The organism is Streptomyces sp. NPDC096040, assembly GCF_040303265.1.
In the GTDB taxonomy this organism is placed as follows: Bacteria; Actinomycetota; Actinomycetes; order Streptomycetales; family Streptomycetaceae; genus Streptomyces.
The window spans coordinates 1-21674 of sequence record NZ_JBEOTA010000051.1; the positions used below are offsets into that span (position 1 = coordinate 1).

The window sequence follows — 21674 nt, forward strand, 5'->3', positions numbered from 1 at the left end:
GGACGGATGTCGACCTCCTCCATCCGCCGCCCCCGGAGGGGCGGCGCGGCCTCGGTCGTGCGGGCGCTGGGGCGCTCAGACGGTCTCGGGGAGCTCCTCGAGACCCTCGGCGACCAGCTTGGCCAGGCGGTCGAGGGCGGCGTCGGCGCCCTCGGCGTCGGAGGCGAGGACGATCTCCTCGCCGCCCTGGGCGCCCAGGCCCAGGACAGCCAGCATGGAGGCCGCGTTGACGGGGTTGCCCCCGGCCTTGGCGATCGTCACCGGGACGCCTGCGGCCGTGGCGGCTCGGACGAAGATGGAAGCGGGGCGGGCGTGGAGACCCTCGGCCCAGCCGACGTTGACGCGGCGCTCAGCCATGTGATGCTGCCCTTCAGTGCTCAGGGTTGTCTAGACCAGTTTCCCATATCGTGAAGCAAGCCCGGAGCGGACGTGAGTCCCTCCGGGTGTGTCGTCGGACCGCGGCCTCGGTCCGACTCCCGTCCTCCACAGACTGCCTCGCGTCACTGTCGGACGCGAGCCGTACTCTGGGGCCCATGCAGACCCCGGCGGACCGGCAGGACCGGCACGAGTACCCCTCCCACTGGGAGGCGGACGTGGTGCTGCGCGACGGTGGTACCGCGCGCGTCCGGCCCATCACCGTCGACGACGCCGACCGACTGGTCAGCTTCTACGAGCAGGTCTCGGCCGAGTCGAAGTACTACCGCTTCTTCGCGCCGTACCCCAAGCTCTCCGCCAAGGACGTCCACCGCTTCACGCACCACGACTTTGTGGACAGGGTGGGACTCGCGGCCACCATCGGCGGCGAGTTCATCGCAACCGTACGCTATGACCGCATTGGCGCCGACGGCATGGCCGCCTCCGTGCCCGCCGACGAGGCCGAGGTCGCCTTCCTCGTCCAGGACGCCCACCAGGGCCGGGGCGTCGCCTCCGCCCTCCTCGAGCACATCGCGGCCGTCGCGCGGGAGCGCGGCATCCGCCGGTTCGCCGCCGAGGTGCTGCCCGCCAACTCCAAGATGATCAAGGTGTTCACGGACGCCGGCTACACCCAGCAGCGCAGCTTCGAGGACGGCGTGGTGCGCCTGGAGTTCGACCTGGAGCCCACGGACCGCTCGGTCGCCGTCCAGCGCGCGCGGGAGCAACGGGCGGAGGCCCGTTCGGTACGGCGGCTCCTGACACCCGGTTCCGTGGCCGTGATCGGCGTCGGCCGAGCGCCCGGCGGCGTCGGCCGCAGCGTCCTCGGCAACCTCCGGGACGCCGGCTTCACCGGCCGGCTGTACGCCGTGAACAAGGCCTTCCCCGAGGACCTCAAGGAGGTCGACGGGGTGCCCGCGCACCGCTCGGTGCGCGACATCGACGCACCGGTCGACCTCGCCGTGGTCGCGGTGCCCGCCGAGCACGTCCCGGACGTCGTCACCGACTGCGGCGAACACGGCGTCCAGGGACTCGTCGTCCTCGCCGCCGGGTACGCGGAGAGCGGCCCGGACGGCCGCGAACGCCAGCGCGAACTCGTTCGGCACGCGCGCACGTACGGCATGCGGATCATCGGGCCGAACGCCTTCGGGATCATCAACACCGCCGCCGACGTACGGCTGAACGCCTCCCTCGCGCCCGAGATGCCCCGTCCCGGCCGCATCGGCCTCTTCGCCCAGTCCGGCGCCATCGGTATCGCCCTGCTGTCCCGGCTGCACCGGCGCGGCGGCGGCGTCACCGGTACCACGGGCGTGTCGACCTTCGTTTCGTCCGGCAACCGCGCGGACGTGTCAGGCAACGACGTCCTCCAGTACTGGTACGACGACTCCGAGACCGATGTCGTCCTCATGTACCTGGAGTCCATCGGCAACCCGCGCAAGTTCACCCGCCTCGCGCGGCGCACGGTGGCGGCGAAGCCGCTGGTCGTGGTGCAGAGCGCCGGTTCGGCGCCGCAGGGGCACGCGGTACGGGCCACGCGGCTGCCGCACGCCACGGTGTCCGCGCTGCTGCGGCAGGCCGGGGTGATCCGCGTCGACACGATCACGGAACTGGTCGACGCCGGGCTGCTGCTCGCCCGGCAGCCGCTGCCGGCCGGTCCCCGGGTGACCATCCTCGGGAACTCCGAGTCGCTGGGGCTGCTGACGTACGACCGGTGCCTGGCGGAGGGGCTGCGGCCGGCGCCGCCGCTGGACCTGACGACCATGGCGACCCCCGCAGACTTCCATCGGGCGCTGTCGCAGGCGCTGGCGGACGAGTCGTGCGACGCGGTGGTCGTCACGGCCATTCCGACCATCGGGGAGGGTGCGGTCGCAGACGCGGAACTGGCTCAGGCGCTGCGGTCGGCGGCCGAGGGGGCGCCGGGGAAGCCTGTGCTGGTGGTGCATGTGGAGCTCGGGGGGCTTGCGGAGGCCCTTTCGGCCGCGGGCCGTACCGCACCGCAGACGGGTGTCACGGCAGCCGGCGCCCAGCAGCTGCGCCCCGCGGAACGACCGCCCGCCGAAGAAACGGAAGCCGCCCGGACACCCCCCACCGCCGTCACCGAGGCCGCCAAGCCGCCCACCCCCCACCCGTGCTCCCGTCTGATCCCCGCTTATCCCGCGGCCGAGCGCGCCGTCCGGGCCCTCGCCGAAGCCGTGAAGTACGCACAGTGGCGGCGGGAGGCCGCCGACCCGGGGAAGGTGCCGGAGTACGACGACATCGACGAGAAGGGGGCGGCCGAGCTGATCGGCGCGCTGCTGGAGCGCGGGGAAGGGCTCACCATCGGGGACGAGGAGACCTGTGCGCTCCTCGGCAGGTACGGCGTCGCCGTGCACCGCGCGCTGCCCGCCCCCACCCCCGAGGCCGCCGTCGCGGCCGCCCGTGACCTCGGCTACCCGGTCGCCCTCAAGGCCACCGCTCCGCACCTGCGTCACCGCGCCGACCTGGGCGGAGTGCGGCTCGACCTCGCCGACGAGGAGCAACTGCGCCGGGCGTATGCCGAGTTGACCGAGCTGTTCGGGCCGCCGGGGGAGCTGCGCCCGGTGGTGCAGCGGATGGCACCCCGGGGTGTCGACACCGTCGTACGGGCCGTGATCGACCCGGCGGCCGGGGCCGTCCTGTCCTTCGGGCTGGCCGGGGCCGCCTCGCAATTGCTCGGGGACACGGCCCACCGTCTGGTCCCGGTGACGGACCGGGACGCGACCTCGCTGGTGCGGTCGATACGGACCGCGCCCCTGCTGTTCGGCTGGCGCGGCTCGACCCCCGTCGACACACCCGCCCTGGAGGAACTGCTCCTGCGCGTCTCCAGACTGGTCGACGACCATCCCGAGGTGGTCGCGGTCACCCTGGAACCGGTCGTGGTCGCCCGGCAGGGCGTCAGCGTCCTCGGGGCCACCGTCCGCCTCGCGCCCCCGCCCGCCCGCGACGACATGGGTCCGCGGACCCTGCCCACCTACTGACCGCGACGAACACCCGTCCCCGTGATGGCTTTCCAAGAGGGTGCGTCGACTGGCCCGGACCCCCCTTGCCCACGGATTAGGATGGACGCCATGGCCAAGACCAGTACGACGACCCAGGGGCTGCGCGTCGCGATCGAGCGCAGCGGCTACTACCCGGCCCTCGTGGCCGAGGCGGTGGAGGCTGCCGTGGGCGGTGAGCCGATCCGGTCGTACCTGGTCCACCAGGAGACGACGTTCGACCAGAACGAGGTGCGGCGGCATGTGACCGTGCTCGTCCTCACCGGCAACCGCTTCATCGTCAGCCACACCGACGAGCAGGCCGCCGACAGCACCTCCCCGACGCCGTACGCCACCACCTCGACGGAGTCCGTCAAGCTAGGCCGGATCTCGTCGGTCGTGGTCAGCCGGGTCGTGGCCAACCCGGAGCAGTACACGCCGGGCACGCTGCCCCGCGAGATCGTGCTGACCATCGGCTGGGGCGCCGTCTCCCGTATCGACCTGGAGCCCGCCGCCTGCGGCGACCCCAACTGCGAGGCCGACCACGGCTACACGGGCAACTCCACGGCGGACGACCTCAGCCTGCGCGTGAGCGAGGCAGGGGACGGCCCGGAGACGGTGCGCCAGGCGCTCGCCTTCGCCCAGGCCATCTCCGAGGCGACCGCGGACGTCACGCACTGATGGCGTACGCCGCCTGGGACCATCCGGAACCGCTCGCCCTCGGCTCCGCGCCGCTGCCCGAGTACGGCAGCGGCTCCCTCGCCGACCTGCTGCCCACCCTGGCCGCAGGGATGGCCGTACCCGGAATGACCGCGTCGATCACCGAACTGACCGCGGCCGACCGCAACTGCGTCTTCCTGATCGACGGTCTGGGCTGGGAGCAGCTCAGGGCCCATCCGGACGAGGCCCCCTTCCTGGCCTCGCTGCTCGGCAGCTCGCGCGGCGGCACCGGGCGGCCGATCACCGCCGGCTACCCGGCGACCACCGCGACCTCGCTGGCCTCCGTCGGCACCGGCCTGCCGCCCGGCGCGCACGGCCTGCCCGGCTACACGGTCCGCAATCCCGCCACCGGCGAGCTGATGAACCAGCTGCGCTGGCAGCCCTGGACCAACCCGGCCGCCTGGCAGCCCTACCCCACCGTCTTCCAGCTAGCCCAGGACGCGGGCGTGCACGCCGCCCAGGTGTCCTCCCCGACCTTCGAGCACACCCCCCTCACCAAGGTCGCGCTCAGCGGCGGTACGTTTCACGGCCGGCTCACCGGCGAGGAACGGATGGACCTCGCGGCGGAGCAACTGGCCGCCGCCGACCGTTCCCTGGTCTACACGTACTACGCGGAACTGGACGGCGCCGGCCATCGGTACGGGGTCGACTCCGACACCTGGCGCGGCCAGCTGATGCACGTCGACCGGCTGGTGCAGCGGCTCGCCGAGCAGCTCCCGCCGCGCTGCGCGCTGTATGTCACCGCCGACCACGGCATGCTCGACGTGCCGTTCGACGAGCAGCACCGCATCGACTTCGACGAGGACTGGGAGCTGCGGGCCGGTGTCGCCCTGCTCGGCGGCGAGGGCCGCGCCCGGCACGTCTACGCGGTACCGGGCGCCGGGAACGACGTGCTGACCTGCTGGCGCGAGGTGCTCGGCGAGCAGTTCTGGGTGGCCTCCCGGGACGAGGCGATCGCGGCCGGCTGGTTCGGCCCGCCGGACCGGTTCGACGAACGGGTGTACGACCGGATCGGCGATGTCGTCGCCGCCGCGCACGACGACGTCCTGATCATCGCCTCCGAGCGGGAGCCCAAGGAGTCGGCGATGGTCGGCAACCACGGCTCGATGACCCCTGTCGAGCAACTGGTGCCGCTGCTCGAAGTACGCTCCTGACACCGTGGCCCCACCACCCCCGAAAGGTGCTCAACTCCCCATGCCCGAGCTGGTCTTCTTCTCCGGAACGATGGACTGCGGGAAGTCGACGCTGGCTCTGCAGATCGAGCACAACCGGTCGGCCCGCGGCCTCGTCGGCATGATCTTCAGCCGTGACGACCGCGCGGGTCACGGCAAGCTGTCCTCCCGTCTCGGCCTGGTCACGGACGCCGTGGAGGTCGAGGACGGCCAGGACCTTTACGCCTACCTGGTCGACCATCTCTCGCAGGGCGGCCGCGCGGACTACGTCATCGCCGACGAGGCGCAGTTCCTGGCGCCGGAGCAGATCGACCAGCTCGCGCGCGTGGTCGACGATCTGGGCCTGGACGTCTACGCGTTCGGCATCACGACCGACTTCCGCTCCAAGCTGTTCCCCGGCTCCCAGCGGCTGGTGGAGCTGGCCGACCGGGTCGAGGTGCTCCAGGTCGAGGCCCTGTGCTGGTGCGGCGCCCGCGCCACGCACAACGCCCGCACGGTCGGCGGCGAGATGGTCGTCGAGGGCGCCCAGGTGGTCGTGGGTGATGTCGACGGGGCGGCCGGGAAGGTCGGTTACGAGGTGCTGTGCCGGCGCCACCACCGGCGCCGGATGACCGCCGCATCGGCTCGCGCGGCGGCCCTGTCCCCGGACGTCCTGCCCGTCTCGACCTGACTCAGCGCGGGCTCTCGATCACCGAGAAGACCGCACCCTCCGGGTCGGCCACCGTGGCGACCCGGCCGTGTGCGCTGTCCCGGGCCGGCTTCAGCACCTGCCCGCCCAGTTCGTCGACCTCGCGCAGGGTCGCGTCCGCGTCGGCCACCTCGAAGTACGTCAGCCAGTGCGGCCCCCGGTCCCGGGGCAGCGAGAGGCCGACCCCGTGGATGCCGGCCACCGGGTGGCCCTCGACATGCAGGGTCACGTAGTCGAAGTCGGCGGACACCACCGCCTCCTCCCCGTAACCGAACACCGCCTCGTAGAACTTGGCGACGCTTCCGGTCTCGAAGGTGAGCAGTTCGTTCCAGGCGGGCGTGCCCGGGACACCGGTGACAGACGTGCCGAGGTGGGCCGAGGCCTGCCAGATGCCGAACACGGCGCCCGACGGGTCGGAGCCGATGGCCATCCGTCCGGCCTCGGCCGCGTCCAGCGGACCGACGCCCACCGTGCCGCCGCACAGCCGGACCGTCTCGGCCGTCAGGTCCACGTCCTCCGAGGCGAAGTACGGCGTCCAGGCGATCGGCAGATGACGGTCCGGGGGGAGCTGCCCGATGCCCGCGACCTCCTGCCCGTCGAGCAGTGCCCGGACGTAGGGGCCGAGCTGCTGGGGCCCCGGCTGGAACTCCCAGCCGAACAAGGCCTCGTAGAACTCCTCGGTCGTGGTCAAGCCGTGCACCATCAGACTCACCCAGCTGGGGGTGCCGGGCGTGCGCCGAGCGTGTGTACCGCCGTTCGGGCCGGCCGAACCCCGTACCTCGGTCATCGTCACTCTCTCCTCGGCCCCTCGCGGTGGCCGTGTCGCTTCCGCTCTCCGGACCGGCTGTGCCGCAGTCGCGGGCACGCCCCGTGCCGATGCTCGCACCCTCCGTGGCGCCCTGCGTCCACACCGTGAGGCGGCTTCGCCGCGAGGATGCCTGATCTGCCGTTTCTCGCCCGTTTCCGGTCGATTGCCGCCGGGTGTCCATCAGCCGTACAGCATGTGTCCGATCCCGCACGCCCGGTGATCGAGCCTGTCCGGCCGAGCAGAGTAGTCGGACCTGGACGATGCGGCCACCCCTGGCGTAAGGATGGGGCCATGGAAGCCATCATCACCGCAACCGAACTCGCCGACGACCTGACCGGGCCGAACCCGCCCGTGCTGCTGGACGTGCGCTGGCAGCTGACCACGCAGGGCGGTACGGCCTTCGACGGCCGGGCCGATTACACCGCAGGGCACCTTCCGGGCGCCGTCTACGTGGACCTGGACACGGAGCTGGCCGGGGCGCCCGGGGAGCGCGGCCGGCATCCGCTGCCCGACCTGGGCGCCTTCGGGGCGGCGATGCGCCGCGCGGGTGTGTCGGCGGACCGGCCGGTGGTCGTGTACGACGGCGGACACGGCTGGGCGGCGGCGCGCGCGTGGTGGCTGCTGCGCTGGACGGGTCACCCGGATGTGCGGGTCCTGGACGGCGGGTTGCCGTCCTGGGAAGGCGCTCTTTCGACTGACGCGGCCGAACCGGACGAGGGTGACTTCGAACCGGCGCCCGGCGCGGTGGAGTCGCTCGACGCGGACGGGGCGGCCGCGCTGGCCCGCGCGGGTGTGCTGCTCGACGCCCGCGCGGGGGAGCGGTACCGGGGTGAGGTGGAGCCGATCGACCGGGTCGGCGGCCACATCCCGGGCGCGGTGTCCGCGCCGACCACCGAGAACGTCGGCCCGGACGGCCGCTTCCTGTCCGCCGGGGAGCTGAGTGACCGTTTCAAGGCCCTGGGCGCCTCCGAGGCGGCCCCGGTGGGCGTCTACTGCGGCTCGGGTGTCTCGGGTGCCCACGAGGTGCTGGCGCTGGCCGTGGCGGGCATCCCGGCGGCGCTGTACGTCGGTTCGTGGTCGGAGTGGTCCGCCGACCCGTCCCGTCCGGTCGCGGTCGGCCCCGACCCGCGGTAACGACGGCCGGAAGAGGGGGCACGCGCGCGTGCCCCCTCTTCGTACGGTCGTACGACCTGTTCCTACTCCTGCTTCTTGCGCCGCGTCCCGAAGACGATCTCGTCCCAGCTCGGCACGGCGGCACGGCGGCCCGGGCGGACGCCGTCGGCCTCGGCCTGGCGGTCGGTGGCGCCGATCAGCCGGTCGCGGTGGCTGCCGACGGAGCGGGGCATGAGGACGTCCGCATAGGCGGAGCCGGCCGACGCCGCGGGGGCCGGGGGCTCCTCCTCCGCCGGTTCCGGGTCGGGCTCCTCCGGGACGACATCCGCGGGGCGCTCCGGGACCACCATGTCGCCCCGGAAGCTCGGTACCGCCTCCAGCAGGCTGGTCAGCGAGTCCCGCTCGCTGGTCGTCTCCTCGACCGGTTCGGACGACTGCGCGGGCAGGCTCGGCCGGTCCCGGTCGCCGGAACGGTCCATCGGGCGGTCACGCGGCAGCCGCGCGATCCGCGGCACGAACGGAAAGCTGGGCTCCGGGACGGCGAGGTCGTCGGACTCGCCGATCAGCGAGCGAGCCTCGTCGTCGACGGCCTGGACGAGCCGCCGGGGCGGGTCGTAGGTCCAGCTCGCCGAGTGCGGTTCGCCCGCGACCCGGTAGACGAGGAGGACCTCCCAGGTGCCGTCGTCGCGCCGCCAGGAGTCCCACTGCACGGTGTCCTTCTCGGCACCGCGCAGCAACAGCCGCTCCTGGACGGCCTCGCCGAGCAGCGGCCCGGAGTTCTCACCGGGCCGGCGGACCGGCGTCTTGCGGGCTCGTTCGGCCATGAAGGCGCGCTCGGCCAGTACCGGACCCTCGAAGCGCCGCACCCGGTCGACGGGGATCCCGGCGAGCTGGGCGACCTCTTCCGCGGTCGCGCCCGCACGTATCCGCGCCTGGATGTCTCGGGGCCGGAGATGGCTCTCGACCTCGATCTCGATCTGGCCGAGCCGGGGCCGGTCGCCGCGCACGGCGGCACGGAGCCGTTCGTCGATCGGAAGCGTGTACTCCGTAGAGTCGGCAGCCTTGAGCACCAGTCGTGTGCCGTCATTGGAGACGGCCACGACACGCAGTTCGGGCATGGGGACCTCCCGGGTGGTGCCTGCCGACGTCACGTGCGTCGCTGCTTCCGCTAGTCGAGTGTGGCCTGCCCGGGTGCAGCCTGCCACAACCTTGCCGAGTTGCCCGGCGTGTCGGGCACGGGCCCGGGAACGCCGTTATGGCACGGTTACCTATTCGCAACGCTAAGTGACCAACTCCGTCACCCTGTGCAACGAGCCCCCTCCCGGCGGTCCTGCAAGGCCCCGGACGCCCTGGCGGGAGACCGAACCCAGGGCTCGCAACAGTACTCCATTCGGGCCATGTGCGTGGATTGGCGCGCCGCCCAACTTCTGGCAACGACCGCTTCCCGGCCTTCGGTTGCCCACTTCTGGGGATCTTGAACGTGGCGTACTTCACGCAATCAGCAGAAACGGAACTAATGGTTTCGTTCGTGCGTCCCTTTCTGGTGCAGCGGGTCGAACAAGTACGGGAAAGGCAGGCAAGGTTCGGGAATGCGTGAAAGGCCCGGTTCAGGTGACGAGACCGGTATGGGGGAGGAGGTGAAGGGAAGTTCGAAACGGATCGACCTCAGCGTGCCCCAGGTCGCGGGCAGCGCGGTGGCCGCGGTGGTGGCCGCCAAACTCGCGTCCTGTTTCGGGGTGTACGGCACGATCGTCGGCGCCGGAGTCGTCAGCGTGGTCGCCACCTGCGGCGGCTCGTTGTTCCAGCACTTCTTCAAGCGCACCGGGGAACAACTGCGCGACGCGACGGTGACCGCCCGGCCGCGCGAGCAAGCGCCCCCGGCGCCGGGCGAGTTCACCGAGGGCACCGTCTACCGCGCGCGGGTGAGGACCTGGCGCCGCCCGGTGTTCGCGGCGGCCGTGGTCTTCGCGGTGACCATGGCCGGCGTCACGACCTACGAACTGGTCTCCGGAAGCACCTTCAGCGGCGGCTCCGGTACGACGGTCAGCGGCGCAGTCACCGGCGGCACCACGTCCTCGAAGTCGTCGGACCCCTCGGATCCCGCGGACTCCTCGGCCCCGTCGGGCTCCCCCGACCCGAAGTCCGGTGACGGTACGGCCACTTCGCCGGCCCCGTCGCCGTCGTCCTCCTCGGACGCGTCACGGACGCCCGCGAGCGAGGGGGCCACGACGTCGGCACCGTCTCCGAGCGAGTCCGCGAGCGGGGAGCCGAGTACGGCCCCCTCGCCCACCGAGTCCTCGGCTACTGCCCCAGAACCCTTCGCAAGTAGTCGTTCTGGAACAGCCGATCCGGGTCGAGCCGGTCCCGCAGCGCCGTGAACTCCCCGAAGCGCGGGTAGACCTGCGCGAAGTAGTCCGCGTCCCTGGTGTGCACCTTGCCCCAGTGCGGGCGGCCCTCATGCGCGACGAAGATGCGTTCGGCGGCGGTGAAGTACGACTGGTAGGGCGTGCCCCGGAACATGTGCACGGCGACGTAGGCGCTGTCCCGGGCTGAGGCGGTGGACAGGGCGATGTCGTCCGCGGGGGCGGTGCGGACCTCGACGGGGTAGCTGATCCTGAGGTCCGAACGGTCGACCATCGCCTTGATCTCCCGCAGCGTGTCCGGCAGGGCCTCGCGCGGGACGGCGTACTCCATCTCGACGAACCGCACCCGGCGGGTCGAGGTGAAGACCTTGTAAGGGATATCGGTGTAGGTCCTTGTGGACCAGGCCCGAGTGGAGATCTGGGCGATGGCCGGAATGGCCGCGGGCGCCGCACGGCCGACCCAGTTGGCCACCTGCCAGAGGCCGTTGGCGACGAACTCGTCCTCGATCCAGCCCGCGAGCGGCTTCACGGGCTGTGCCGGACCCGCGCTGCGGTTGTTGCGCTTGGTGTTGGTGGACGCGGTGTGCGGGAACCAGTAGAACTCGAAGTGCTCGTTCTCCGCCCTGTGCTGGTCGAACTCGGCCAATACCCGGTCGAAGGGCATCGGTTCCTCGCGGGCCATGAGCAGGAAGAGCGGCTCCACCGCGAAGGTGATCGCGGTGACGATCCCCAGCGCCCCGAGGCCGATCCGCGCGGCCGCGAAGACCTCCGGGTTCTCCTTCTCGGAGCAGGTGAGCACCGAGCCGTCGGCGGTCACCAGTTCGAGTTCCCTGATCTGGGCGGCGAGCGAGGCGGACTCGCGGCCGGTGCCATGGGTGCCGGTGCTGGTGGCCCCGGAGACCGTCTGCTCCATGATGTCGCCCATGTTGGTCAGCGACAGGCCCTCGCGGGCCAGGGCCACATTGAGTCTCTTGAGCGGGGTGCCCGCCTCGACCGTGACGGTCATGGCTTTCCGGTCAATGTTGCGGATCCCGGTCAACAGTTGAGGGCGGATCGAGACACCGTCGGTCGCGGCGATCGAGGTGAAGGAGTGGCCGCTGCCGACCGCCTTCACCTTCAGGCCGTCCTCCGCCGCCCGCCGCACGGCCGCCGCCAGCTCGTCCACGGAGGCCGGCGTGACCTCCCGCGCGGGGCGGACGGTGACGTTCCCTCCCCAGTTACGCCACGTGCCGCTCTTCCCGCTCGCTGTACTGCTCAACGGTGCCTCCCCGACCCGTGACCGGCCTGTTGAGCCGGCGGTACCCGAGGAAACCGACCGCGACCGCGACGGCCCCGGACACGGCCGGAACCCCGTACCCGGCGCGGGCGCCGGCCGCGTCGATCACCCAGCCGGCGACCGAGGAGCCGAGCGCCACCCCGACCGCGAGGCCGGTGCTCACCCAGGTCATGCCCTCGGTGAGCTTCGCGCGAGGTACGTGCTTTTCGATGAGGGACATCGTCGTGATCATCGTCGGTGCGATGGACAGACCCGCAACGAACAGCGCCACGGCCAGAAGCGGCAAGTTTCCGACCAGTAGGAGGGGGATCATACTCACGGCCATCGCACATATGCCCAGCAGCCATCTGCGTTCCGGCTTCCCCGCGAAGCGCAGCAGGCCGAAGACCACCCCGGCCAGGCAGGAGCCCGCCGCGTACAGGGCCAGGACCACGCTCGCGGCGCCCTTGTGGCCGCGTTCGTCGGCGAAGGCGACGGTGACCACGTCGACCGCTCCGAAGATCGCTCCGGTGGCCACGAAGGTCGCCACCAGCACCTGGAGGCCGGGCGCCCCCAGCGCCGAACCGCGGCCGTCCTGCTCGCGCGGATGCGGCGCGGGCTCGGTGGCGCGCTGGGCGGTCAGCCAGAAGACGCCTGCGGCCAGGAAGCAGGCGGCCAGCAGCGGCCCCGCCTCCGGGAACCAGACCGTGGACAGCCCGATGGAGATGATCGGCCCGAAGATGAAGCAGACCTCGTCGACGACGGACTCGAACGAGTAGGCCGTGTGCAGTTGCGGGGTGCCCCGGTAGAGGGCGGCCCAGCGGGCCCGGATCATCGCGCCCAGGCTCGGCACCGCGCCGATCCCGGCGGCACAGACGAACAGCACAGCGTCCGGCCACCCGTAGTGCGCGGCGCACAGCAGCCCGGCCGCCGCCGCCAGCGCCAGCAGGGTCGCGGGGCGCAGCACACGGCGCTGGCCGTGCTGGTCGACCAGCCGGGAGACCTGCGGGCCGATCGCGGCGGCGGAGAGCGCGATGGTGGCCGAGAGTGCGCCCGCGAGGCCGTACCGCCCGGTGAGCTGGGAGATCATCGTGACCACGCCGATGCCCATCATGGACAGCGGCATCCGGCCGAGGAACCCCGCGGCGGAGAAGCCCTTGGTGCCGGGTGCGGCGAACAGGGCGCGATAGGGGCTGGGCACGGGGTCTCCGACGGCTGGGTAAGGCGTGACTGCGGCTGATAGAGCTTACGAGTGAGGGCACCCTGGCGCACCTGCTGGGCACTGGGGATAAACCTCCCGAATCCGACTCTTCACACTCCTGTTTCCGGGCCGTCAGCGCCGGGTGGCAGGATCGGCTCATGTCAGACGCGCTCGATGCCACCCCCTACGACGCCCTGCTCCTGCTCTCCTTCGGCGGCCCGGAAGGCCCGGACGACGTGGTCCCGTTCCTGGAGAACGTGACACGCGGGCGCGGTATCCCGAAGGAACGCCTCAAGGAAGTCGGGCAGCACTACTTCCTGTTCGGCGGGGTCAGCCCGATCAACGACCAGAACCGCGCCCTGCTGGACGCCCTGCGCAAGGACTTCGCCGAGCACGGCCTGGACCTGCCGATCTACTGGGGCAACCGCAACTGGGCGCCGTATCTGACCGACACCCTCCGCGAGATGGTCGCCGACGGCCGCCGCCGCGTCCTGGTGCTCGCCACCAGCGCCTACGCCTCTTACTCGGGCTGCCGCCAGTACCGCGAGAACCTCGCGGACTCGCTGGCCGCGCTGGAGGCCGAGGGCCTGGAACCGCCGAGGATCGACAAGCTGCGGCACTACTTCAACCACCCCGGCTTCCTCGACCCGATGATCGACGGGGTCCTCGCGTCCCTCGCCGACCTTCCCGAGGACGTCCGCGCGGGCGCCCACATCGCCTTCACCACCCATTCCGTCCCGACCGCGAGCGCCGACACCTCGGGGCCGGTCGAGACCCATGGAGAGGGCGGCGCGTACGTCGAGGAGCACCTGGACGTGGCCCAGCTGATCGCCGACGCGGTCCGCGAGCGCACGGGCATCGACCACCCCTGGCGGCTCGTCTACCAGTCCCGGTCCGGCGCCCCGCACATCCCGTGGCTGGAGCCCGACATCTGCGACCACCTGGAGACGCTGCACGGCGCCGGGGTCCCGGCCGTCGTCATGGCCCCCATCGGCTTCGTCTCCGACCACATGGAGGTCCTCTACGACCTCGACACGGAGGCCACGGCCAAGGCCGAGGAACTCGGACTGCCGGTACGGCGGTCCGCGACCGTCGGGGACGACCCCCGGTTCGCCGCCGCCATCCGTGACCTGGTCCTGGAGCGCGCGGCCGTGGAGAGCGGGCGGGAGGTCACGCCGTGCGCACTGGGCTCGCTGGGCGCGAGCCACAACCTGTGCCCGGTCGGCTGCTGCCCGGCCCGCGCCCCCCGCCCGGCCGCGGCCGGCGCCGACAGCCCGTACGCGTGAGGAGCCCCGTGACCGACGCCCTGCACACCGATCTGCTCAGGCTCGCCCGGGAGGCGGCCGCCCGCGCGGGCGAGCTGCTGCGGGACGGCCGCCCGGCCGACCTCGCCGTGGCCCGGACCAAGTCCAGCCCGATCGACGTCGTGACCGAGATGGACATCGCGGCGGAGAAGCTGATCACCGACCTGATCTCCGGGCACCGCCCCGAGGACGGCTTCCTCGGTGAGGAGGGGGCGTCGATCGAGGGCACGAGCGGGATCCGCTGGGTGATCGACCCGCTCGACGGCACGGTCAACTACCTGTACGGGCTGCCGACCTGGGCGGTCTCCATCGCGGCCGAGCAGGACGGCGAGACCGTGGCCGGCGTCGTGGCGGCCCCGATGCGCGGCGAGACGTACCACGCGCTGCGGGGCGGCGGGGCCTGGGCGGCCGGGGCGTGGGAGGGCGAGCGGCGGCTGACCTGCCGTCCGGCCGCGCCGCTGGAGCAGGCGCTGGTGTCGACCGGCTTCAACTACGTGACGGAGGTCCGCACCCACCAGGCCGAGGTCGCCGCGCGCCTGATCCCGCTGCTCCGCGACATTCGCCGCAGCGGGTCGGCGGCGATCGACCTGTGCGATGTGGCCTGCGGCCGGCTGGACGGGTACTTCGAGCGCGGGCTGAACGCGTGGGACTGGGGCGCGGGCGACCTGATCGCGAGAGAGGCCGGCGCGTTGACCGGCGGCCGCCCCGGAGAACCCCCGTCCCGCGACCTGACGATCGCGGGCACCCCGGGAGTCTTCGAGCCGCTTCAGCAACTGCTGGACGACTTCGGGGCCTGGCACGACTGACCCCGAACGCCTGGGTTTTCTTCTGGTGAATGGGAATCGAACGTTGTCACGGTGGGTACGGGGCAACGTATGAGCAGGGCCCCGGCGCTGGATTCGCCGGGGCCCTGTTCTGGTGCCGCTGAGCTGCTACTGCGGGACTGTCAGACGGCGGTCGCGCCGACTTCCACACCGTGTTCGGCGGCGAGGCGGCGCAGGTCGTCGAGCTCGGCCTGTTCCACCTCGACAAGGAAGTCGTCGCCCTCGTCACGAGCCCGCGTGATGTCGGACTCGGTCGCCTTTATGCGCTGCAGAAGTCCTGCGGTGAATGCGTCCATGCTGCGCCCCCTCGTCCTGGGTCGTGGGTCGGTGGCACGGGGGTGTGCCGTTGAAGGGGCGATCACGTCTCTCGCGGGTGCCCAGCGCTGCCCAGCTGGGCGGCGACGGTGCCGGACACCCCCATCGTCCACTCTGCTGTAGCGGCGATGTACGTACCGCATGGTGTTGCGGCACATGCAGAGCGTGATCGCGGGGTGTACATGCCGTCCTCCCCCCGCTCCCCTCCGTGGAAACCTCAACCGGAAGAGAAAATCTCGCATTCCCGCCCGGCCGGACCGATCCGGCCTTCCCCCGCCCCCGTCTTACTGCCGACTTATGGCCGAAAAGGGCAGGATGGAGGTCACACACCCCATGGAGACCCCTGCCCACGTGCGCCGGTGCGCGCTACGCGGGTGGACAGAGGAAGGACAAGCGACGTGCGCGTACTCGTCGTCGAGGACGAGCAACTGCTCGCCGATGCGGTGGCCACCGGACTGCGCCGGGAGGCCATGGCCGTCGACGTCGTGTACGACGGTGCGGCCGCCCTGGAGCGCATCGGCGTCAACGACTACGACGTGGTCGTCCTCGACCGCGACCTCCCCCTCGTGCACGGCGACGACGTCTGCCGCAAGATCGTCGAACTCGGTATGCCGACGCGCGTGCTGATGCTCACCGCGTCCGGCGACGTCAGCGACCGCGTGGAGGGCCTGGAGATCGGCGCCGACGACTATCTCCCCAAGCCCTTCGCGTTCAGTGAGCTCATCGCGCGCGTGCGCGCCCTCGGCCGCCGTACCAGCGTGCCGCTGCCCCCCGTCCTGGAGCGCGCCGGCATCAAGCTCGACCCGAACCGCCGCGAGGTCTTCCGCGACGGCAAGGAGGTCCAGCTCGCGCCCAAGGAGTTCGCCGTCCTGGAGGTGCTGATGCGCAGCGAGGGGGCGGTGGTCAGCGCCGAGCAGCTCCTCGAGAAGGCCTGGGACGAGAACACGGACCCCTTCACCAACGTCGTGCGGGTGACCGTGATGACGCTTCGCCGCAAGCTGGGCGAGCCCGCCGTGATCGTCACCGTCCCCGGCTCGGGTTACCGGATCTGATGACCGTGGCCACCACTCCCGCACCTCCGCAGGCACCCCCCAAGCCCACCTGGGACCCCCGCAGACCGCAGCCCGTCTTCCCGTGGCTGCGCCCGACCATCCGCATACGGCTCACGCTGCTGTACGGCGGCATGTTCCTCATCGCGGGCATCCTGCTGCTCTCGATCATCTACCTGCTCGCCGCGCAGGCCATCAGCACCGGCAACCAGCCGCTGTTCAAGATCATCGGCGGTTCGGACATCAAGATCTCCAGCGACAACTGTCCGGCGATCACCGGCGCGACCAACCTGCAGATCCCGGACTTCAACAGCGCGATCGCCCAGTGCGTGGACCGCCAGCGCCAGGCGGCCCTGGACGACCTGCTCAGCCGCTCGCTGCTGGCCCTGCTCGGCCTCGCCGTGATCGCCTTCGCGTTCGGTTACGCGATGGCCGGACGGGTGCTGTCCCCGCTCGGCCGGATCACCCGCACCGCGCGCGCGGTGGCCGGCTCGGACCTGTCCCGCCGGATCGAGCTGGACGGCCCGGACGACGAGCTCAAGGAGCTCGCGGACACCTTCGACGACATGCTGGAGCGGCTGCAGCGGGCCTTCACCGCCCAGCAGCGCTTCGTCGGCAACGCCTCCCACGAGCTGCGCACGCCCCTGGCGATCAACCGCACGCTCCTGGAGGTGCACCTCTCGGACCCGAACGCGCCCGTGGAGCTCCAGCAGCTCGGCAAGACCCTGCTGGCCACCAACGAGCGCAGCGAGCAGCTGGTGGAGGGCCTGCTGCTGCTCGCCCGCAGCGACAACCAGATCGTCGAGCGCAAGCCGGTCGACCTGGCCGAGGTCGCCAGCCAGGCCGTCGACCAGGTGCACGCCGAGGCGGAGGCCAAGGGCGTCACCATCCGGGGCGTGCGGAAGCCGGCGGTCGTGCAGGGCAACGGCGTACTGCTGGAGCGGATCGCGCTGAACCTGGTGCAGAACGCGGTGCGCTACAACGTGCCCGAGGACGGGTGGGTGGAGGTCGACACCGAGGTCCAGCACGGCCAGGCGGTACTGTCCGTCGCGAACACCGGCCCGGTGGTGCCGGCGTACGAGATCGACAACCTTTTCGAGCCCTTCAGGCGGCTCCGTACCGAGCGCACGGGCAGTGACAAGGGTGTCGGTCTCGGTCTGTCCATCGTCCGTTCCGTGGCCCGGGCCCACGGTGGTCATATCGCGGCCCAGCCCCGGGAGGGCGGTGGGCTCGTGATGCGCGTCACCCTGCCGATCTGAATGCCGGTTACAAGATCGCGACACACACGGGGGATGTTCGCTTTGCGCGGAATTTTCTATCGGCGTGGCGTGCTATCCCATGTGTGATCGATCACAAGGGCGGATTTCCGGCCATATACTCTCCGTGATCATGGTTGGGGGAATAAAGCCGGTAAAATCCCTGTTTTCAGGGGTCTTGATCACGGGAAGTACAGGATGAGGTGCCTTTGAGGTGCCTCGCGAGGACCGTGTACGGTCCCCCTCGCCATTCAACCTGATCAGTCTTGAGGGATCGGGTTGGGTGTCGATTGAGTAACAGACCTTGATGTGAGGCAAAATCTCCGCCTCGGGTCGGGCACAAGTCCGGCCTCTCACGCGTTACGTGCGCTGGAGACACCGCAGACACCCAGAGGGGGAGAGCGACATGGCAACCGATTACGACACACCACGCAAGACCGACGATGACGTCGACTCGGACAGCCTTGAAGAGCTGAAGGCCAGGAGGAACGACAAGTCCACGTCCTCGGTGGACGTAGACGAGTTCGAGGCCGCCGAAGGCCTGGAGCTGCCCGGCGCAGACCTCTCGAACGAGGAGCTGGCCGTCCGGGTGCTGCCCAAGCAGCAGGACGAGTTCACCTGCATGAGCTGCTTCCTGGTGCACCACCGCAGCCAGCTGGCCAGGGAGAAGAACGGTCAGCCGATCTGCCGCGACTGCGACTGAGGAGGGGTCGGGCATGACTGGCTCGACCCCACCTCGGAAGCGCCGCTTCTCTCGCCGGGGAGCGGACTCGGGGCCGTCTGACGGCCCACGCGCGCGTGACGACGAGCGGGGCTCATCCGATCCGGGAGCCTCGCTCGAACCGGCGGCCGACCGGGGTGACCTCCCGGCGCCGGCGGACCGGCCCGCGCCCGTCGCAAGGCGACGGGCCGGGGTCATCCGTGACAGGGCCGTGGATCTGGCCCGGGAAGGCGCCCGCAAGGGCGGCAGCCGGGCGAGAGCGGGGCTGGCCTACCTCGCGGACCGGATCATCGAGATCGCCCCTCGTGTCCCCGTACGCGACCTCGCGACCCTGCGTCGGCACTTCCCAGGCCTCGGCCCGGAGCAGCTCGCCGACAAACTGGTGGCGAGCGCGGCGGGCGCGACCTCGGCGGTCGGGGCCGGGGTCGGCGCGGCGGCGATGCTGCCGGTGCCGCCGGCGATGCCGACCGAGCTGGCCGCGGAGATCACCGGGGTCGCGGCGATCGAGCTGAAGCTGATCGCCGAGCTCCACGAGGTGTACGGCGTGCGGCCGCCGGGGAACCTGAAGGCCCGCAGCACCGCGTATCTGTCCTCCTGGTCGGGGGAGCGCGGGATCGACGTGATGAAGCCGTCGACGATCAACGGCGCCCTCGGCGGCCACATGAAGCGCGAGCTGCGCCAGCAGATCATGAAGCGGATGGTGCGGGACCTGCCCAACCTGATGCCGTTCATGGTGGGCGCCGCGGTGGGTGCGGTCATGAACCGCCGGGACACGAAGAAGCTCGCGGCGCGGATCCGGGCTGACCTGAGAAAGATCCAGGTGCCGTGGGAGGAACTGGCGGAGCTGCCGCCGCTGGAGAAACCGGCGGAGCCGCTGCCGATCGCCGAGCTGCCGGAGGACTTCGAGGGCTGACGGCCGGCGGGCGGAGAGATCTACTGGGCCTTCTTGGCTGCCTCGATCGCCGCCGCCAGGGCCTCCGGCTCCCGCGTCGACAGGTAGAGGTAGGGCGTCGGGTCCTCCGGGTCCGTGACCTCCACCCGCAGGGCCCTGGGGATGTAGGAGCGCAGCAGGAGGAAGGCGCGGACGTCGGCCTTGTACGTGCGCCAGGCGCGTGCCTCCTCCGGGTCCAGGATCTCCGACGCGCCCAGGGCCGCCACCGGGATCTTCGCCTCGCCCGCGATCAGCGAGTCGCCCACGACCCGGATGCGCGGGGAGCCGTACGAACTGGCCACCACCGCTGCCGCCGCCGTACCGCCCACCAGACCGCCCAGTGTGGGCAGGGTGCCGAACGGCAGCAGGACCAGGGCGCACGAGACGCCGATCAGGAAGCTGAGGAACCACCACGACCGGGGGGCCGTGAGGCGTTCTTCGTACGGGGTGGCGGAGAGCTGCATGGAGCCAAGCTTGGCACGGTGTCCGGATCCACCGGACGCGCGGGTAAGGTCTGCGGCTGTGAGTGGTAGTTCCGCAGCTCTTCAGCCTCCTGCCAGTGCCCGGAAACCGGTGCGGCATCCCGACGCTCCCGCGCCCGGTGAGCTCATCGGCGCCCACTACGAACAGTGTTTCGGGTGCGGCCACGAGCAGTCGCACGGGCTGCTTCTGGAGGTACGGGCCGGCGAGGGGGTCTCCCTCACCGCCGAGTTCACCGTGCGGTCCGCGCACCAGGGGGCCCCGGGCCTCGCGCACGGCGGTGTCCTCGCCACCGCTCTCGACGAGACGCTCGGTTCGCTGAACTGGCTGCTGCGGAAGATCGCCGTCACCGGACGGCTGGAGACGGACTTCGTACGGCCGGTGCCCGTGGGCACCACGCTCCACCTGGCGGCCGAGGTCGTCGCCGTGGCGGGCCGGAAGATCTACTCGACCGCCACCGGACGCGTGGACGGCCCCGAAGGACCCGTCGCCGTCCGCGCCGACGCCCTCTTCGTCGAGGTCCCCGTCGAGCACTTCGTCGACCACGGCCGCGAGGAAGAGATCAAGGCCGCCATGAACGACCCGGACCAGATCCGGCGCACCCGCGCCTTCGAGGTGAACCCGTGAACCCCGCATCCTCCGTGAGCCCTCTCGACGTGCTCATCCGCCGCGTCGAGCTCGGCGTACCGCTCCCGGCGTACGAGCACCCCGGTGACGCGGGAGCCGATCTGCGTACCACCGAGGCGTGCGAGCTGAAGCCGGGGGAACGGGTCGTCCTGCCCACCGGGGTGTCGATCGCCCTCCCGGACGGGTACGCGGCCTTCGTGCACCCTCGTTCGGGGCTTGCCGCCCGGTGCGGTGTGGCCCTCGTGAATGCCCCGGGGACGATTGATGCCGGGTACCGTGGGGAGATCAAGGTGATCGTGGTGAATCTCGACCCGCGCGAGTCCGTGCGGTTCGAGCGCTTCGACCGGATTGCCCAACTGGTCGTCCAGCAGGTCGAGAGGGTCCGCTTCCAGGAGGTGGCGGAGCTTCCCGATTCGGCGCGGGCCGAGGGGGGCTTCGGGTCCACCGGCGGGCATGCCGCGGTGGGTGACGTGAGCGGCACAAGCGGTCAGGCCGCCGAGGGTGGTCGGACGGGTGGGAATCGATACGCTTCGGTCGTATCCGACCGGGAAGGACAGTGACGTGTTCGGACGTCGCAAGAAGAAGGGTGCCGCCGAGGACGCGGCCGGCGAGGCCGAGCAGGTCGTCGACAGCGTCGACACCGAGGCGGACGAGGAAGAGGGCGAGCGCGAGCGCGTACGCCTGGAGCCGGAGCCCCGGCCCGACGGGCCGTGGGACGCCACCGAGGTGCGGGATCCGGGCGAGGGCCGGGTGGACCTGGGTGGTCTGTTCGTGCCCGGCGTCGACGGCATGGAGTTGCGGGTCGAGGTCGCGGGTGACGCGATCGTCGCGGCGACCGTGGTGCTCAAGGACAGCGCCGTGCAGTTGCAGGCCTTCGCCGCGCCCAAGCGCGAGGGCATCTGGGGCGAGGTGCGCGAGGAGATCGGCTCCGGCATCACCCAGCAGGGTGGCATCGTCGACGAGGTCGAGGGTCCGCTGGGCTGGGAGCTGCGCGCCCAGGTGCCGGTACAACTGCCGGACGGCACGGGCGGCTTCCAGGTTGTGCGGTTCGTCGGTGTGGACGGTCCGCGCTGGTTCCTGCGCGGTGTGATCTCCGGGCAGGGCGCGGTGCAGCCGCAGGCCGCCGGGCTTCTCGAGCAGATCTTCCGGGACACCGTCGTGGTCCGCGGCGAGGGCCCGATGGCCCCCCGTGACCCGATCGTCCTCAAGCTGCCGAACGACGCCCAGATGATCCCCGAGGGTGTCCAGCAGGAGGGCTCGCGCTTCTCCGGCGGCATGGGCCAGCTCCAGCGCGGACCGGAGATCACCGAGGTCCGGTAACGGCGGAGGAACGACAAGGGCCGTACCCCCTGTGGGTGCGGCCCTTTCACATGCCCGCCGCTCCCGGTGTGAACGGCGGCCCCTTACTTCACACCTTGACGGAAGGCTGGTCCGTACCTACGT

Annotated in this window: 23 protein-coding genes; 14 read left to right on the plus strand and 9 right to left on the minus strand. The window is 71.4% G+C overall.

Annotated elements, in window-relative coordinates; translation table 11 throughout:
- Positions 1-75 precede the first annotated feature (75 nt).
- Positions 76-357, minus strand: a complete 282-nt coding sequence (locus ABTY98_RS39220; RefSeq protein ID WP_030563197.1) for an HPr family phosphocarrier protein — start codon at positions 355-357, stop codon at positions 76-78.
- Between the two features lie 176 nt (positions 358-533).
- On the opposite strand from ABTY98_RS39220, the gene ABTY98_RS39225 reads away from it, so the two are divergent.
- The 4 genes from ABTY98_RS39225 (at position 534) to ABTY98_RS39240 (ending at position 5966) form a co-directional block, all read left to right on the plus strand.
- Positions 534-3407 (plus strand): bifunctional acetate--CoA ligase family protein/GNAT family N-acetyltransferase, encoded by a 2874-nt coding sequence (locus tag ABTY98_RS39225; protein WP_352225936.1) that lies wholly within the window; start codon positions 534-536, stop codon positions 3405-3407.
- Positions 3408-3488: 81 nt separating this feature from the next.
- Positions 3489-4085, plus strand: coding sequence for a DUF5998 family protein (locus ABTY98_RS39230; protein ID WP_352225937.1), 597 nt, complete (start codon positions 3489-3491; stop codon positions 4083-4085).
- Positions 4085-5278: an alkaline phosphatase family protein gene (locus ABTY98_RS39235; RefSeq protein ID WP_502994466.1), complete on the plus strand. Its 1194-nt coding sequence runs from the start codon at positions 4085-4087 to the stop codon at positions 5276-5278. The genes ABTY98_RS39230 and ABTY98_RS39235 overlap by 1 nt, the downstream gene beginning before the upstream one ends.
- Before the next feature lie 40 nt (positions 5279-5318).
- Positions 5319-5966 carry a thymidine kinase gene (locus ABTY98_RS39240; RefSeq protein WP_352225938.1) on the plus strand — a complete coding sequence of 216 codons (648 nt, stop codon included), beginning with the start codon at positions 5319-5321 and terminating at the stop codon, positions 5964-5966.
- Between the two features lies 1 nt (position 5967).
- Here the strand turns inward: ABTY98_RS39240 and ABTY98_RS39245 are convergent, their stop codons facing one another.
- Positions 5968-6771, minus strand: coding sequence for a VOC family protein (locus tag ABTY98_RS39245; protein ID WP_352225939.1), 804 nt, complete (start codon positions 6769-6771; stop codon positions 5968-5970).
- Between the two features lie 312 nt (positions 6772-7083).
- Here ABTY98_RS39245 and ABTY98_RS39250 point away from each other — a divergent pair, with 312 nt between their 5' ends.
- A complete protein-coding gene (locus ABTY98_RS39250) occupies positions 7084-7926 on the plus strand; it encodes a sulfurtransferase (RefSeq protein WP_352225940.1) in 843 nt (280 codons plus the stop codon).
- Positions 7927-7988: 62 nt separating this feature from the next.
- On the opposite strand, the gene sepH is transcribed toward ABTY98_RS39250, so the two are convergent.
- From sepH to ABTY98_RS39275, 5 genes are all read right to left on the minus strand, one after another.
- Entirely contained in the window at positions 7989-9023 is a 1035-nt protein-coding gene (sepH, locus tag ABTY98_RS39255) for a septation protein SepH (RefSeq protein ID WP_352225941.1), read from the minus strand.
- A 395-nt stretch (positions 9024-9418) separates the two neighbouring features.
- The gene (locus tag ABTY98_RS39260) at positions 9419-9802 is read right to left on the minus strand and encodes a hypothetical protein (protein ID WP_352225942.1); all 384 of its coding nucleotides are present in this window, start codon (positions 9800-9802) and stop codon (positions 9419-9421) included.
- Between the two features lie 96 nt (positions 9803-9898).
- Positions 9899-10195 (minus strand): hypothetical protein, encoded by a 297-nt coding sequence (locus ABTY98_RS39265; RefSeq protein ID WP_352225943.1) that lies wholly within the window; start codon positions 10193-10195, stop codon positions 9899-9901.
- Positions 10196-10206: 11 nt separating this feature from the next.
- Positions 10207-11526, minus strand: a complete 1320-nt coding sequence (locus ABTY98_RS39270; protein ID WP_352225944.1) for a D-arabinono-1,4-lactone oxidase — start codon at positions 11524-11526, stop codon at positions 10207-10209.
- A complete protein-coding gene (locus ABTY98_RS39275) occupies positions 11486-12724 on the minus strand; it encodes an MFS transporter (protein ID WP_352225945.1) in 1239 nt (412 codons plus the stop codon). Before ABTY98_RS39275 ends, ABTY98_RS39270 begins: the two co-directional genes overlap by 41 nt.
- Before the next feature lie 158 nt (positions 12725-12882).
- On the opposite strand from ABTY98_RS39275, the gene ABTY98_RS39280 reads away from it, so the two are divergent.
- Both ABTY98_RS39280 and ABTY98_RS39285 read left to right on the plus strand, forming a co-directional pair.
- A complete protein-coding gene (locus ABTY98_RS39280) occupies positions 12883-14010 on the plus strand; it encodes a ferrochelatase (protein WP_352225946.1) in 1128 nt (375 codons plus the stop codon).
- 8 nt (positions 14011-14018) lie between these two features.
- On the plus strand, positions 14019-14834 hold the full coding sequence (locus ABTY98_RS39285) for an inositol monophosphatase family protein (RefSeq protein WP_352225947.1): 816 nt from the start codon (positions 14019-14021) through the stop codon (positions 14832-14834).
- A 140-nt stretch (positions 14835-14974) separates the two neighbouring features.
- On the opposite strand, the gene ABTY98_RS39290 is transcribed toward ABTY98_RS39285, so the two are convergent.
- Positions 14975-15148, minus strand: coding sequence for a hypothetical protein (locus ABTY98_RS39290; protein ID WP_352225948.1), 174 nt, complete (start codon positions 15146-15148; stop codon positions 14975-14977).
- Positions 15149-15565: 417 nt separating this feature from the next.
- Between ABTY98_RS39290 and ABTY98_RS39295 the strand changes: the two genes are divergently transcribed.
- From ABTY98_RS39295 to ABTY98_RS39310, 4 genes are all read left to right on the plus strand, one after another.
- Positions 15566-16219, plus strand: a complete 654-nt coding sequence (locus tag ABTY98_RS39295) for a response regulator transcription factor (protein WP_196943825.1) — start codon at positions 15566-15568, stop codon at positions 16217-16219.
- A 5-nt stretch (positions 16220-16224) separates the two neighbouring features.
- Positions 16225-17475 carry a sensor histidine kinase gene (locus ABTY98_RS39300; protein ID WP_352225965.1) on the plus strand — a complete coding sequence of 417 codons (1251 nt, stop codon included), beginning with the start codon at positions 16225-16227 and terminating at the stop codon, positions 17473-17475.
- Positions 17476-17878: 403 nt separating this feature from the next.
- Positions 17879-18175, plus strand: coding sequence for a DUF4193 domain-containing protein (locus ABTY98_RS39305; protein WP_003997302.1), 297 nt, complete (start codon positions 17879-17881; stop codon positions 18173-18175).
- Positions 18176-18188: 13 nt separating this feature from the next.
- On the plus strand, positions 18189-19106 hold the full coding sequence (locus tag ABTY98_RS39310; protein WP_352225949.1) for a hypothetical protein: 918 nt from the start codon (positions 18189-18191) through the stop codon (positions 19104-19106).
- A 20-nt stretch (positions 19107-19126) separates the two neighbouring features.
- Here the strand turns inward: ABTY98_RS39310 and ABTY98_RS39315 are convergent, their stop codons facing one another.
- Positions 19127-19588: a DUF3093 domain-containing protein gene (locus ABTY98_RS39315; protein WP_352225950.1), complete on the minus strand. Its 462-nt coding sequence runs from the start codon at positions 19586-19588 to the stop codon at positions 19127-19129.
- Positions 19589-19646: 58 nt separating this feature from the next.
- On the opposite strand from ABTY98_RS39315, the gene ABTY98_RS39320 reads away from it, so the two are divergent.
- Genes ABTY98_RS39320 through ABTY98_RS39330 form a run of 3 tightly spaced genes read left to right on the plus strand, consistent with a single transcriptional unit; the run spans position 19647 to position 21551 of the window.
- Positions 19647-20231, plus strand: coding sequence for a PaaI family thioesterase (locus ABTY98_RS39320; RefSeq protein WP_352225951.1), 585 nt, complete (start codon positions 19647-19649; stop codon positions 20229-20231).
- The gene (dut, locus tag ABTY98_RS39325; RefSeq protein WP_352225952.1) at positions 20228-20791 is read left to right on the plus strand and encodes a dUTP diphosphatase; all 564 of its coding nucleotides are present in this window, start codon (positions 20228-20230) and stop codon (positions 20789-20791) included. The genes ABTY98_RS39320 and dut overlap by 4 nt, the downstream gene beginning before the upstream one ends.
- A gap of 1 nt (position 20792) precedes the next feature.
- A complete protein-coding gene (locus ABTY98_RS39330; RefSeq protein ID WP_352225953.1) occupies positions 20793-21551 on the plus strand; it encodes a DUF3710 domain-containing protein in 759 nt (252 codons plus the stop codon).
- Positions 21552-21674 lie beyond the last annotated feature (123 nt).